12 protein-coding genes are annotated in these 14430 nt (G+C 40.5%); 9 read left to right on the forward strand and 3 right to left on the reverse strand.

The annotated features are described in order from the left end of the window. Nucleotides 1-412 precede the first annotated feature (412 nt). Complete coding sequence (locus CRO25_RS05545; RefSeq protein WP_079693645.1) at nucleotides 413-2344, forward strand: fructose-1,6-bisphosphatase; 1932 nt, start codon at nucleotides 413-415, stop codon at nucleotides 2342-2344. 190 nt (nucleotides 2345-2534) lie between these two features. Here CRO25_RS05545 and CRO25_RS05550 read toward each other — a convergent pair whose 3' ends face one another. Next, entirely contained in the window at nucleotides 2535-3458 is a 924-nt protein-coding gene (locus CRO25_RS05550; RefSeq protein ID WP_079693644.1) for a YafY family protein, read from the reverse strand. A gap of 111 nt (nucleotides 3459-3569) precedes the next feature. On the opposite strand from CRO25_RS05550, the gene CRO25_RS05555 reads away from it, so the two are divergent. Together CRO25_RS05555 and CRO25_RS05560 are read left to right on the forward strand one after the other, a co-directional pair. Then, nucleotides 3570-4151 (forward strand): TIGR00730 family Rossman fold protein, encoded by a 582-nt coding sequence (locus CRO25_RS05555; RefSeq protein WP_072733013.1) that lies wholly within the window; start codon nucleotides 3570-3572, stop codon nucleotides 4149-4151. 317 nt (nucleotides 4152-4468) lie between these two features. Beyond that, a complete protein-coding gene (locus CRO25_RS05560) occupies nucleotides 4469-5443 on the forward strand; it encodes a phosphotransferase enzyme family protein (protein ID WP_079693643.1) in 975 nt (324 codons plus the stop codon). 270 nt (nucleotides 5444-5713) lie between these two features. On the opposite strand, the gene CRO25_RS05565 is transcribed toward CRO25_RS05560, so the two are convergent. Both CRO25_RS05565 and CRO25_RS05575 read right to left on the reverse strand, forming a co-directional pair. Then, nucleotides 5714-7117 (reverse strand): MFS transporter, encoded by a 1404-nt coding sequence (locus CRO25_RS05565; RefSeq protein ID WP_079693642.1) that lies wholly within the window; start codon nucleotides 7115-7117, stop codon nucleotides 5714-5716. Nucleotides 7118-7567: 450 nt separating this feature from the next. Next, nucleotides 7568-8101, reverse strand: coding sequence for a YbhB/YbcL family Raf kinase inhibitor-like protein (locus CRO25_RS05575; protein ID WP_079693640.1), 534 nt, complete (start codon nucleotides 8099-8101; stop codon nucleotides 7568-7570). Between the two features lie 179 nt (nucleotides 8102-8280). On the opposite strand from CRO25_RS05575, the gene CRO25_RS05580 reads away from it, so the two are divergent. From CRO25_RS05580 to CRO25_RS05605, 6 genes are all read left to right on the forward strand, one after another. Next, the gene (locus CRO25_RS05580) at nucleotides 8281-8946 is read left to right on the forward strand and encodes a GntR family transcriptional regulator (protein ID WP_063567471.1); all 666 of its coding nucleotides are present in this window, start codon (nucleotides 8281-8283) and stop codon (nucleotides 8944-8946) included. Nucleotides 8947-9251: 305 nt separating this feature from the next. Next, nucleotides 9252-9518, forward strand: coding sequence for a CD3324 family protein (locus CRO25_RS05585; protein WP_079693639.1), 267 nt, complete (start codon nucleotides 9252-9254; stop codon nucleotides 9516-9518). A gap of 156 nt (nucleotides 9519-9674) precedes the next feature. Continuing rightward, nucleotides 9675-10757, forward strand: a complete 1083-nt coding sequence (locus tag CRO25_RS05590; RefSeq protein WP_079693638.1) for a nucleotidyltransferase domain-containing protein — start codon at nucleotides 9675-9677, stop codon at nucleotides 10755-10757. Between the two features lie 216 nt (nucleotides 10758-10973). Continuing rightward, nucleotides 10974-12947, forward strand: coding sequence for a translation factor GTPase family protein (locus CRO25_RS05595; protein ID WP_218670764.1), 1974 nt, complete (start codon nucleotides 10974-10976; stop codon nucleotides 12945-12947). A gap of 160 nt (nucleotides 12948-13107) precedes the next feature. Further along, complete coding sequence (locus CRO25_RS05600; RefSeq protein ID WP_079693637.1) at nucleotides 13108-13671, forward strand: GNAT family N-acetyltransferase; 564 nt, start codon at nucleotides 13108-13110, stop codon at nucleotides 13669-13671. A gap of 96 nt (nucleotides 13672-13767) precedes the next feature. Next, nucleotides 13768-14343: a TetR/AcrR family transcriptional regulator gene (locus CRO25_RS05605; protein ID WP_079693636.1), complete on the forward strand. Its 576-nt coding sequence runs from the start codon at nucleotides 13768-13770 to the stop codon at nucleotides 14341-14343. Nucleotides 14344-14430: the final 87 nt, after the last annotated feature.

Here is a 14430-nt window from a genome sequence, read left to right on the forward strand (position 1 = left end):
ATTGAAGTCGCTATTTTAGCGGCTTTTTTTATGTTATCGGTGCAAGTTCGTGTCCCAAGCCAAGGAGCTAATCCCTTTAACGAATGGTTGTTCATATTCTCGCTTCCTTCCTAATCCTGTTTTCAAAAGTTTTAAGCAGCGGGATAACACGTGAGTCAGTGGACTTAAATGAGCAACTCCAAAATACATCCCTTTAATGAAATTTGTTCATATATGAGAAACTGGAGTATGATGTGGGAAGGCAATTCTGATAATCACCATATAAATAATTTTATATTTATTGTTAACCATACAGGTAACGAGTTAGCAAAAACCCAATGTTTTTCTTTTTAGCTATGGTTCAAAAGGGTCGTCCTTTGAAATTTCCTGTAAAATTAATGCCACATAACTTCCTTGAAGGGGGACATCTGTTTTGGATGAGCAGTTTCTAGATTTATTGGCCCAGAAATATGATACGGAAGAAAAAATTATAACAGAGATCATCAATCTTGAAGCGATCTCCAATCTCCCGAAGGGAACCGAGCATTTTGTCAGTGATTTGCATGGGGAGTTCCAGGCTTTTCAGCATGTACTAAGAAACGGTTCGGGTACCGTCAAAGAGAAAATCAAAGAAATATTCCGGGAGGTTTGGACGGATCAAGAAATCAATGATTTTGCGGCGTTGGTTTATTATCCGGAAGAAAAAATACAGCTGGTTATAGGGGAGCTGTGCAATAAACAGGCTTTGAACCAGTGGTATAGACAAACGATTGAACAAATGCTTAAGCTTATTTCTTATGCCTCTTCCAAGTATACGCGCTCGAAATTGCGTAAAGCTCTGCCGGAGCAGTATGTATATATTGTAGAAGAGCTTCTATACAAGACGGATTCGACCAACAATAAGGATCCTTATTATGAGGAAATATATCGGCAAATTATATCCTTGGGCCAGGCGGACAAGCTCATTATCGGCCTTGCTTATACAACCCAGCACCTGGTGGTTGACCATCTTCATGTGGTTGGAGATATCTATGACCGGGGGCCGGACCCCGATAAAATTATGGATACGTTAATCAACTACCATTCTGTAGACATTCAGTGGGGGAACCATGATGTCCTCTGGATTGGTGCCTACGCAGGTTCTCTGGTCTGCCTTGCGAATATTATCCGGATCTGCGCCAGATACGACAATCTGGACATTATTGAAGATGTATACGGAATCAATCTACGCCCACTGCTAAACTTGGCGGAGAAATACTATGAAGACAATTCGCCCTTCAGACCTAAGCTACAGGCTGGCCATAACGTATCGGAGCAGGAAATTCTGCAGATCACCAAAATTCACCAAGCCATTGCCATGATCCAGTTTAAACTTGAAATCCCGATTATCAAGAGACGTCCATACTTTAATATGTCTGAAAGACTTTTGCTGGAGCAGATTGATTACGACAAAAATGAAATTAAAATCTGCGGAAAAACGTACCTGCTGGAAAACACCTGTTTCGCAACAGTAAATCCGCAGAATCCTGAACAATTGCTGGAGGAAGAACGCCAGGTGATGGAAAAGCTTCTGTTCTCCGTTCAGCATTCCGAAAAGCTGGCCAGACATATGAATTTTCTCATGAAAAAGGGAAGCCTTTATTTAAAATACAACGGGAATTTGTTAATCCACGGCTGTATTCCTTTGGATGAAGAAGGAAATATGGAAGAAATGCAGATTGAAGACAAGACATATGCAGGCCGTCAATTGCTTGATGTTTTTGAAGATTATTTACGTTACGCCTATGCGCACCCGGAAGAGACAGAAGATCTGGCGACGGATATGGTATGGTACATCTGGACAGGGGAATGTTCCTCGCTCTTTGGAAAGAGAGAAATGACCACTTTTGAACGGTATTTTATCCAAGATAAAGAAGCACATAAGGAGAGAAAGAATCCTTACTACCATTTACGTGAAAATGAAGAGATCTGTCGAAAAATCTTGCTGGAGTTTGATTTGAATCCGGACCATGGACATGTCATTAACGGCCACACGCCAGTCAAAGAAATTCGTGGAGAGAACCCTGTTAAAGCAAACGGGAAAATGATCGTGATTGACGGCGGTTTTTCCAAAGCCTATCAATCCACAACGGGCATTGCCGGATACACCTTGTTGTACAATTCCTTTGGCATGCAGCTCGTCGCCCATAAGAAATTTAATTCAAAAGAAGATGTGTTATGTAACGGAATAGACGTGTTATCTGTAAAAAGATTAGTGGACAAAGAACTGGAGCGGAAGCTGGTGAGGGAAACCAATGTCGGGGAGAAGCTGCTGCAGAAAATCTCAAATTTGAAGGATCTACTAGAATATCGCTACATGAAATGAAACGATTGCTAAAAGTACACACCCGGATCAACCGTTTGAGTGCAATTTGACGTAGACGCTCGTATTGGGCAGGGAAGTAATAATACCCTGCCTGTGCGAGCCTTTCTTTTTTTACAGAGCGATATAACACGAGGCAGGGGATATTGAAAGGCGTAATAAAGGTGCCTATGGAAGAAATCGATGCGTTTTTTTAAGTGGAATAGATTTTGTGAATACCCTCAATTCGTTTGGTTAACTCGCTTCTTACATGTTCAGGCTCAATACATTCGCATTTGTCCCCAAAGCTAAGTAAATGAGTATATCCATGGTCATTTGCAATGAAGGGGAACTTTGCTATCCACTTAGCACCTTCATATAAGCGAATGTTGTTCTCTCCACAGTACTCGTTCATATAAGGAATAAGTGATTGGTCAAAAAGCAGAGTTAAATGAATGATTTCTTTCTCCGTAATATCTAAAACCTCGTCTTCGATTTGTCTTTTCCTAAATGTATCATGGTGAGTAACAAGAGAAGAAATACGGGAAACCTTAAACATTCGGAATCCCCCTTTATCTGTACAAAATCCTTGCATATACCACACTGAATTCTTCAATACTAATCGGCAAGGCTCAATGGTGAGTTCCAAAGGAGTCATACCTTCAAAAGGATCTAGATATTCAAATGTAATTAAGCGGTCCTCTTCAATTGCGGTTCGAATTTGCCCCAATTCAGGTGGTTTGACATGAGTACTTCCGAACCAAGGTGAAGGATCTATTGCTATTAGTTTATCTACCAGTCGATTTTCATCTTCCGAGATCAAAGATTTCACTTTAGCAATGGCATTCAATACTTCGTCGCTAGAAACAGTCGAATGGATACTGTTTAATCCAAGTATTAAAACTAGTATCTCCGCTTGAGTAAAGATCTTCTTCTCAAATTTGTAACGTTCCATAATACTGAAGCCTCCATTCACACCAGGGGAAGAGGTGATTGGAATTCCGGCTTTGGTAATAGTTTCGATATCTCGAAAGATAGTACGAGGAGTGACCTCAAACATTTTCGCTAATTCAGAGGAACTCACTTTTTTACGTTCTAACAAAAGTAACACTATCGATAGAATCCTTTCAATTTTCATGGAGATCCCCCAAAATTTTTAATCTAATTATGACATAAAGATGTCATAGTTTCACCTGTAATATATAGAAAGTATGAAGCAGTTAACAAAAGAAATGGAGAAAATGTATCTATGAAATCAATCGCTGTATTCTGTGGTTCCAAAGAAGGAAAGTCTGCAATTTACAAAGAAGCTGCAATAGAACTGGGTCATGAACTAGCCAGACGAGAAATCATTCTGATTTACGGAGGAGCTATTACTGGGCTCATGGGAGAAGTTGCTGATGCAGTGTTGGAAAAAGGGGGCCGTGTAATTGGAGTGCTTCCTCATTTTTTACAAACTCGTGAGATTGCGCATAAAGGTTTGACTGAACTTATTATGGTCGATTCTATGCATGAACGTAAAGCCAAAATGGCTGAATTAGCAGATGGATTTATTTCACTCCCAGGCGGGCCAGGGACATTGGAAGAATATTTTGAGATATTTACTTGGGGCCAGCTTGGCCTGCATCAAAAGCCTTGTGGTTTATTGAATGTTAATCAGTACTTCGATCCCATTGTATCCATGTTTAATGTTATGGACCGAGAACGTTTCATGCAACCGAACGTTCGGGATATGGTCTTAATAGATCAAACTCCGGAAGGGATACTTAATCAATTTTCAATGTATACTGCTCCTCCTGTCAGAACGTATCTCACGGAAAAACGTACTTGATTAAATGACGCTATGTGTGTGAGGGATCGAGGGTTTCAACTGGTGAGAAAATCCACAATCTGCTCCATGCAAAGTCTTTTCTATAAACAATGGCGGTTGTTTGTATGGTATGTCCCGACCCCTGAAAAATTGCACAAAAATCGGTTTTTCCTACGAAAGCATTAAGAAAATCTTTTATTCTAAAAAATAGATTCACTTGTAAGTCACATCGAGCTTTCCGATGTGGCTTTTTGTGTAGAGTTTGATTCTGAATCAAATTCAGTATATTTTCTATCAGCACCTTTTGTTACCATAAAAGTAAAGGGGTGAGGTTAAATATGGATAAAAAGATTAAACGACTATACACACAAGATATATTGAGACAGTCCGCGCAATGTTTTGGAATACGTGAAGACTCCATTTTCGAATTAAATGGGTTTCAAAATTTCGTTTATTCCGGGGTTATTGGAGATCGAGAAGTTATTTTAAGAATTGCCCATGTCACACATCGAAATGAATTATTAACAAGAGCGGAACTAGATTATATCATGTTCCTGGCTGAACGAGGAATGAAAGTAGCGAGGCCCATTCAGTCTTTATCCGGGGATTTTATTCATATCATTGACGAGTCCTTTGTTGTGACAGCTTTTGAGAAAGCACCCGGCAGAAATGCAGTAATAGCCGAGGAGAGCAATACGTTTTATGAGAATATCGGTCAAATGGTCGGGAAAATACATAAGTTTTCACTTCATTATTCGTCCCAACATTCACGCTTTGAATGGAATGATAATGCCCTATTAGCCTCATTCAAGAAGTACTGTCCGTTAGAATTACACGATAACTTTGATCGTTTAATTACTGAAGTTAGCGCTCTACCCAAGGAAAAAGATACGTACGGTCTTATTCATGGGGATATCAGCCCTGGAAATTATCTTAATGATGGGGACAAAGCTATTATTATTGACTATGACGATGCGGAATATAGCTGGTTTGTTTCTGATATTGCTACACCATTACTTTATGAAATTCCTATTCCGTGGGTTGTGTCTGGAGATGTAAGGAGGGAGATTGCAAAGCGTTACTATTGCAACTTTTTAAACGGCTATTGTAAGGAAAATACGGTGAGTCAAAGTTGGTTAAACAAAATCCCATTATTTATTAATTTAAGGCAAGCTAGAGTATTAGCCGCGTTCTATAGAAGCAGAGATTTTAACGCTCCTGATTGGAGCGAATGGGATGAGCAAGCCCGACGCTTCTACTATGAAAATTTGTTAAATAACACTCCCTATATTGATATGGACTTTTTGTGTTAACGGGTACGATACTTTAACAAAGCCAGAAAAGGAAGGGCCATCCCATAAAGGATGGCCTTTAAACTTGCCGTTACAGACAGCACGGAGAAACCGTAATAATTGTGATTCTAATTAACAGCATAGAACCTAAGAGTTATAGATTCTCAGCAAGAAGAATGTCTCATATTAACTTTAAATGAACTGGTATGCAGATTTTTTGATTAAGCAGTCTAGATTTGATTATTGAAGTTATCTAACCCGATCTGACCTAGCATTTCCATATTACCGTGACTAAGTAACTGGTTCGCTATTCATCTTTTCGTCCTTAGCCATTGTACCTGTTCGCCTGAATTGGACATAATATAATGCAGCTACGGCAACGATAAGAATGGGAAGTGTCAGGAAAATATTGCTATATACGAAAGTTGCACTGTTTTGTGGTATCGGATTTAAGTTAATGGTCGATGTGCCCAAATCTAGTATCTTGCCGATAACAGCTGTTGATGTGGCCGTAGCAATAAAAGTGACCATCGAGAATAATCCCATCCCTACGCCGATATTCTCTTTTGAGAGTGTACGTGAAACCGTGTTTGACATTGCAATTTGCATGAACGATTGACCAAGAACACCAAAAATAAGAAAGATCGCTATAAATACTGGCGACATACCAACGACTGAAGACAAAGAGAGAAAACCGATAATAAGAAGTGCAGCTGCAGTAAACACAAGGAAACGATTTCCCTTATCATCTGCTAATTTACCGCCTTGTCGACCCAAAAGCGCGGCCATTAAAGACGACGGCAACATCACTATTCCGATGAAAACCGGTGACAAGTGGTGTACAGAAGAAAGTAGCTGAGGTGTAATGAATGGAAAGGCAAAGCCAATCCCGATCATGACGAAGGTAATAATTAGACCGAATGAAAACGGTTTGTTTCGAAATATGGCCGGGTTTATGAATGGGTTTGGAGTATAGCGTATACGTAGTACGAAAAAAATGAAAATAATAATCCCGCCTAAGGCAAGCCAAACACTTCCGTTTGTTAAAGCCAGTAACAAAATGGCTATGGTACCGGCCAGAAGTATTCCGCCAATATAATCCATTTTTCTGGAAACTCCCTTTTCATCATCTAAATATTTCCGATACATCGGCAAAGTTAGTAATGATAAAAGCGAGATTACAAATAGTACCCGCCAGTTCCATGTACTGCTTACCACGCCGGCAATGATCGGACCAATGGCCAAACCCAATGAAAATCCGATTGCAACGGTACCTAATGCACGACCGCGCCTTTCAGATGTAAAGTAACGAACGGGTACAATCATAGAAATCGCCGGAATGACTGATGCACCAGCTGCCTGTACAATTCGCCCCACAATGACCATCCAATATTCACTAGCCACTAAGCCGATGACAGACCCACTTGCAAAAAGTAGTAGGCCAAACGTCAATAAATTCTTCAAGCTGTATCTGTCTGTCAATTTACCGTAAGTTACCGAGCCAATTGCGTACACAATCATATAGCCTGTGATGATCCAACTCGCTTGTGATGAAGAAATTTGAAATTGTTTACTGATATTAGGGAGTACAATATTAAACATGGTTGCATTCATGACGGATATGATGAGTGTAAAGACAAGTAAACCAAGTAATAATTCTCCTTTATTTTTTTGAACGCTATGATTGGTTTGCATTGGAAAGCCTCATTTCTATAGGATAAAACTGTATTGATGAAATAACGAGCCTGTATTCCTTTGATGATAAAAGTTTCATCTGATTAAGCCGACAATGTAATATTTTAAATACTTCGCTGGTAGAGATGGTCAACGCTAATTTACTGAAAAGTCCTCAATGATGAGGACTTTTCAGTTTTTCTGGATATATTCTAAATTTCACTTTGTTTTTAATCTTGCTCCCACAGCCGCAAATGACGGTATGCTTCAAAATTATAATTGGCTGCTGGCAATTGGGGCATACATGATGATGTGGGTGATCGTTCAGCTTCACCACTTCCTCCGTACTTGACTCCGCATTGCATGGAGTACTTATTTTTCAAACCCTGTTGTGTGCAAAAAAAATCGTAAACACGCATAAGATACTCGGAATTTTTCATATCATTCTTTCCTATGCTTCAACATCTTGGTTTACTTGATTTCCCCTGTTGCCATGAGAACTGCTCTCCCCAGCGTATGACTCAGCATGGTGAATCCAAGGAGAGCTGGCGTGGAATTAGGGGCGACACTAATATTTTCGACGTCCAGCGCATGAACGACAAAATAATATCGATGCGGACCGTGTCCCGCTGGAGGCGCTGCACCGATAAAGCGTTCAAGTCTCAAATCATTCGGTAGTTGCAAGGAGCCTTGCGGCAAACCGCTGGAATACTCGTCACCTGCGCCTGTAGGTAGCTCGGTTACGCTGGCAGGGATGTTGATAACGGCCCAGTGCCACAACCCCGATCCAGTTGGGGCGTCCAGATCATATGCAGTTACGACAAAACTCTTTGTCCCGTCGGGTGCACCTGACCACTTCAAATGGGGCGAGAGATCTTTACTTCCCTCAAGTGTTGACATCTCCGAATAATGCTGGGTCGGTAGAGGATGTCCCTCCATAATGTCATTACTCTCCAATTGAAAGATTGCTACTTCTGGCAATTTGGAAAATGGATTGTTGTTCATTGTAAATTACCTCCTTTTATTTTCATTTTCGATAATACATTAAATAATCGATTCTGTAAATAATAATCGTTTTTATAATTCACTATCGAATTTAATGTTTGTTTTTTATTGATAACGGTGTAAACTATCTACATACAATTACGTAGAATTATAATGTGTATGAAGGAAGGTGCTGCTTCATGGCCAAAAGGAATGGTTCGTCCACCTTAAGCGAGAATGTCAGGAAGAAACTACAATCCGATATTTTGACTGGACAATATGAACCGGGTTCTCCATTAAAAGTTGCGGAATTAGCTAAAGGTTTCGAAGTCTCAGTTGCTGTTGTTCGCGAAGCGTTGACGCGATTGGCGACTCAGGGTCTGGTACAGCAAAATCCTAACCACGGATTTTCAGTAAAGACGGCGTCGGAAGAAGAACTGAACAACATCATACAAGCGAGGTTAATCAATGAATCCGAAGCTTTACGCCTATCCATCGCCCATGGTGATCTCACATGGGAATCCAATGTAATTGCCGTGCATCACAAGCTATCGCAAACGGCTGAGTACAAGGAAGTGAATGAAAAGCTTGTTGTCCGCGAAGAATGGTCCGAGATTCATCGTCAATTTCATTACGAGCTTATTGCCGCATGTCCGAATCCAGTTCTCTTGGATATCTGCAGTAACCTTTGGGATTTGAGCGAATTTTATCGACATTGTTCCCCCCCGCAACAGCAAGTCCGCGATGGGCTCGCTGAACATAAGGCATTAGCAGATGCAGTTCTTAGCCGCGATGGTGAACGTGCTACACAGATCTTTAGAGCACACATCCAACTAACCGCAGAGGTCTTATTCGACAACCAATAAGTTGTTTATAATATTCAAAAGTTTAAATCAAAACTTATCGGTTACCTGGGGAATTGGATAAAGACGGAGATACTTAATATTCGCATTAGCGATTTCTTGGTTAATCTAACTATTTTGTATGGAGGTGAGGCTATTGAAAACAATCGGGGTAGGTTTCTTATATGCATGGCTCTATGCAAAGCCAGTAAAGGATATGGCAATGCTTTGCATAGAGCTTAGGGACAATCACATTGCCAACGACAAATCGTAATATTCTACTAACTGGCTTTGCACCTTATTGATTTATTAAATAAGGAGTGAGGCTCATGAAATATTCAAATGCCGAGTTTGTTTTTCCCGAAGAACTGCTACGTATCATTCAAGAATACGTTCAAGGCGAATTGATTTATATTCCCAAACCCAAAGAGGCACACCTAAAATGGGGCGAGAAAACACAAAGCAAAAGTAGGGTCTCTGCTCGAAACGCTGAGATCAAATCCTTGTTTCGCAATGGAGTCAGCATAGAGGATTTGGCGGGTCAGTATTTCTTGTCCTACGAAAGCATAAAGAAAATTGTTTATAGTAAGAACTAATGAAACCCGCTAAATGGTCGTATCGACGGTTTAGCGGGTTTTGTGCAAAGTTGGATTAAATCAACTTATACATAGTAACCGCACCTCTACATCGATAAACTCAAGTTAAGGTTGTTGGGATGAAGAACGGCCTGCTTATACGAAGGGGTGTAACGAATGAACGAAATCATGAAGAAGAAGCTACTGGGCAAAAATGAACTGCTGATTAACATGGTTATCGAACGCGCAAAAAGAGATTTTCTAGACGATATCGCCATTATTGGGCTTACGGGTTCATTTAGCACCGGGGACTTTCACGAGAAGAGCGATCTTGATTTGATTATTATCAACAATACAGAAAGGGGATGGGGAATATCCGATTGCTTCATCTTGGATGACGTTGGATATGACATCTATTGCACGCCATGGGATTCAAGAATACAAGAGCAATCCACATTAGAGAGTCCCACCGTATCGAGCCTAACCGAGCTCAAAATACTCTACTATGTTAAACCTGAGGATTTGGAGAAATTGAATGACTTCAGGCAAAAAGCTCTTGATGCACTTGCGAGTCCGATAGGAGAAGCGTGTCTTAATCGAGCAAAAAAATGGATCGATCTGGCTAAGCAAGCATACAGCGATACGATGCTAGGTGAAGATATCGGTTCAGTGCGACATGCATCTGCCGACGTTCTGTACAATCTAGTTAATGCCTTGGTCAGTATGAATAACACGTGTATCAAACGAGGAATCAAGCGATATTTGGAAGAGATATGCTCGTTTCGCTATGTTCCTGATGATCTCGAATCCTTATACATGTCAGTCATCGAAGCTCATACCATTGAAGATATCCGAATAGCATCATTTCATATGTTGAATAGCGTTACAAGGTTACATAGTACGATGTGCGATAACTTCATTGTTAAACCTGCACCTAACTTTGATAATCTGAGGGGAACATACGAAGAATTGTGGTGCAACTACTACAATAAAATCTTGAACAGTGTTACAACAAATGATGCTTCCTACGTCTTTCTTTCGGCCTTTGGAGCACAAGGGTATCTTGATGAAATGGCTGTGGAGAAGGGGATCAAGAAATTTGATCTTATGCAGTACTTTGATGCAAGTGATTTACCAGTAATGAAAGAGAAGTTCCTTGAAGTGATGGATGAATATCTAGACGAGTATGATAAGGTGGGCAGAGAAGTCAAACGTTTTACAAACTTCGAGCAACTATATGACTATTATATGAATCATTGACCTACCTTATAAAAGGCCGTGAAGAATTAGTTTCTTTACGGTCTTTTTCATTTTGAGTTTATCTAGATGGATAACGAATCTGATGTTGAAGGTTTGTAATAAAATTCATAAAAAGTATAATAAGAGTATTACATATAAGGAGCGTGAATAGTATGCGAAAAAATACTATGACTATACAAAAGGAGAATAATATGAAAATAAAAAGGATGATAACGATTGAGAAATATAAATATAGGGATTCTTGCGCATGTAGACGCAGGAAAGACGAGTTTAACTGAAAGATTACTTTTTGAAACGGGTATCATATCTGAAATCGGCAGTGTAGATAAAGGAAATACGCAAACAGATTCTATGGAAATGGAACGACAACGAGGAATTACCATTCAATCTGCTGTCGTTTCTTTTGCCGTTAATGATGTGAAAGTGAATTTGATTGATACACCAGGTCACCCCGAGTTCATCTCTGAAGTTGAGAGGGCTTTACGAGTATTAGATGGAGTCATCCTTGTCATTTCATCTGTCGAAGGTATTCAAACTCAGACACGAGTTTTGATGAAGACACTTGCTAAATTGAAAATCCCTACAATCTTTTTTATCAATAAAATAGATCGTATGGGTGCAAGGTACGAATCGTTACTAACTGAGATCCATGATAAATTGACACCCCATGCTTTAGCAATGGGCTTTGTTAATAATATCGGTACATCAGCCGCGCATATGGAATTGTTCACGGAAAACAATCAGAAATTTATGGAGGGCCTAGCAAATCGTTTAGCTGATAATAATGAACGCTTTCTCGAACGATATCTTTACAGCGCTAAAGACGTAGCCCCCGTTGACTTTGAATTGGAGTTTCTAGAACAGTTCAAGCAAGCACAGCTTTATCCGGTGCTATTTGGTTCGGCAATTACTGGTGAGGGCATTCCCCATTTGATTACAGCCATACAGAATTGCCATTCTTCCGTTCATCATGAAAATACTCCTTTTACAAGAGGGAGAATTTTTAAAATTGAACGTGGGAAAAACGACGAAAAGATTGCTTACGTACGAGTTTTCTCTGGTGAAATCAAGATACGTGAGAGTCTTTCCTATTATCGGATGAATCAAACAGGAGAAATTATTAAATTTACCAACAAGGTCACGGGGTTGAAACACTTCTTTTCTGGAAAAACAACAGATGGAACAATTGCTGCAAGTGGAGATATCGTAAAGATTATGGGGTTAACAGACTGTCAGGTTGGCGATGATATCGGTGTTCCTTCCAATGAAACGACTGAAACTCTGTTCTCGCCGCCTAGTTTAGTAACAACGATCAAAGCCTCTGACGAAAACGAGACCATTCATTTATTCAGAGCATTGAAAAAATTAGCCGAACAGGATCCATTTATTCATATCAAACAGAATTCTCTTCAAAGGGAGCTATCTATTCATCTTTATGGTGAAATTCAAAAAGAAGTGATTCGGGATCAACTGAAAAAAGACGCTCAAATCGATATCGAATTTCTTGTGACACAGCCTATTTATATTGAAAAGCCTATCTTTACAGGGGAGGCAGTTGAGAGAATGGGAGACAAGGGAAACCCATTTTATAGTACTATAGGCTTTCGTATTGATCCGAATCCTCGTTCAACCGGTATTGAATATCATCTAGAAGTAGAGCTTGGCTCCCTACCTTTATCGTTTCATAAGGCAATTGAAGAAACCGTCTATGAGACGCTTAAGCAAGGACTATATGGTTGGGAAGTTCGCGATCTAATCGTGACACTTACGGATACCGCCTATGCAAGTGCAGTTAGTACAGCTAGTGATTTTCGAAAATTAACGCCTCTTGTGCTAATGAGAGCACTAGCTGAGGCAACTACTCAAATTTATGAACCCATTCATCGGTTCGAATTAGAGGTTCCTGCTAATTATCTAAGTAGGATTTTATTTAAACTAACTCAAGCCTCTTCAACCTATCAGGATCCGATTCAGAATGACCAGGTATTTATGATATATGGCATGATCCCGATTAAGAATATTCAGTCATTCAAGAACCAACTTCCGGGTTGGACCCAAGGTGAAGGTGTATTGCTATCCGAATTTTATGGCTATGAGCCCTTCGATGGTGAAGTGCCATCATGTACAAGATACGATCATAATCCATTAAATCGGAAGGAATATCTCTTACATGTCTTGAATTCGGTGTAAGCTGATAAAGCGAGTAAAAAGCAGCGTACAAGTGGTGTACTCTGCTTTTTCTTTGATTCATTTATAAAAGAACTAGACAGTAGAGTCCCTTCTACAAACGTTTAACAGTGTTATTAGCAGAGGCGGAAATTGTTATGATAGAAATCTGGAGGCGAATGAGATGCTGGAATTAGAGTTTACTACTATAGAGGAGTGGGATGAAGCATTGTGGGCGCGGATGGAGCGAATCTATCACGAGGCTTTTCAAAGCGGTGCTAAGACAAAAGCGATTCTGCGCAGTATGCTTGACCGGGGGATTGGTTATTTACACACGGGCGTGCATCATGGAGAAGTGGTTGCGATGGCTGTTACTGGACTGGAGGGGCAGGCTGCGGACCGCATCCTGATCATCGATTACCTCGCGGTTAATCAGAAGCTGCGCGGGTTGGGCATAGGGACCTGGATGCTAGAGCAGCTCAGAGCCTGGGCGTTAAGGGAACACGAGATCAAAGGTATGATTATCGAGGCGGAGTCCGGGACAACGGAGGCTCATCAGGAACGCATTCAGTTCTGGCAACGTAACGGGTTCATCCTGACCTCCTATGTCCATCAATATAGAATGGTGCCGGAGCCGTATCAGGCAATGATGCTGCCACTGGATAGAAGCACGCATGTGCCTGATGATGGTGAGGCACTGTTTCGATACATCAATGCTTTTCACAAGGTTGCTTACCGGAAGAGTTAGACCGCATTCAAGAGACCTGGAGGAAATTTCCTTAGAGATTAGGATGGAAGATGATCAGTTATTGACTGCATGGTCAATAACTGATATATTAATCCCATGAGCAGACCAAGAGAATTTGATGTCGATCGTGTATTACACCAGTCTATGGAAGTGTTCTGGAATCAAGGCTTCAAAGCAACTTCTTATGAGGACCTTACGCGTACTACAGGAGTCAAAAAGCAAAGTTTGTACTGTGTTTTTAAAGACAAGCGATCGTTGTTCCTGAAGGCGCTGGCACTTTACCGTGAACAGGTTATAGCGAAACTGAAGGAGATTGAAGCCCTGGATTCGTCTCCCGGTGATAAACTGGATGCCTTACGATATTCCCTTTTAGACGATGAAACTGGCTGCCAAGGGTGTCTAATTGTGAATGCATCACTCGAATTCGGAACAGATGACGAGCAAATCACACGCGAAGCTGAACTCATGGCAGAAGAGATTCAACTGGTATTAGAGAAGATCATAAGTAGTGGCCAGAAACAACAGTTAATTTCCAACCGGTATACGAGTATAGAGCTTGCATCTTATCTAAATAACACCATTCTTGGTGTGAGAGTTATGGAGAAATCAGGTTCATCCCGTGAACAGATCGAGACGGTTCTGCGTACTTCATTTGGCATGATCATGTCTTGATCTTTTTTTTGTGAAATTCTTGACTATGAAGTCAAAAATAATTGAAGGCGGATTAATACACCATGAAACCTTGAAGGAGGTGGGGCT

This window comes from Paenibacillus sp. RU5M (genome assembly GCF_900221055.1).
GTDB lineage: Bacteria > Bacillota > Bacilli > Paenibacillales > Paenibacillaceae > Paenibacillus > Paenibacillus marchantiae.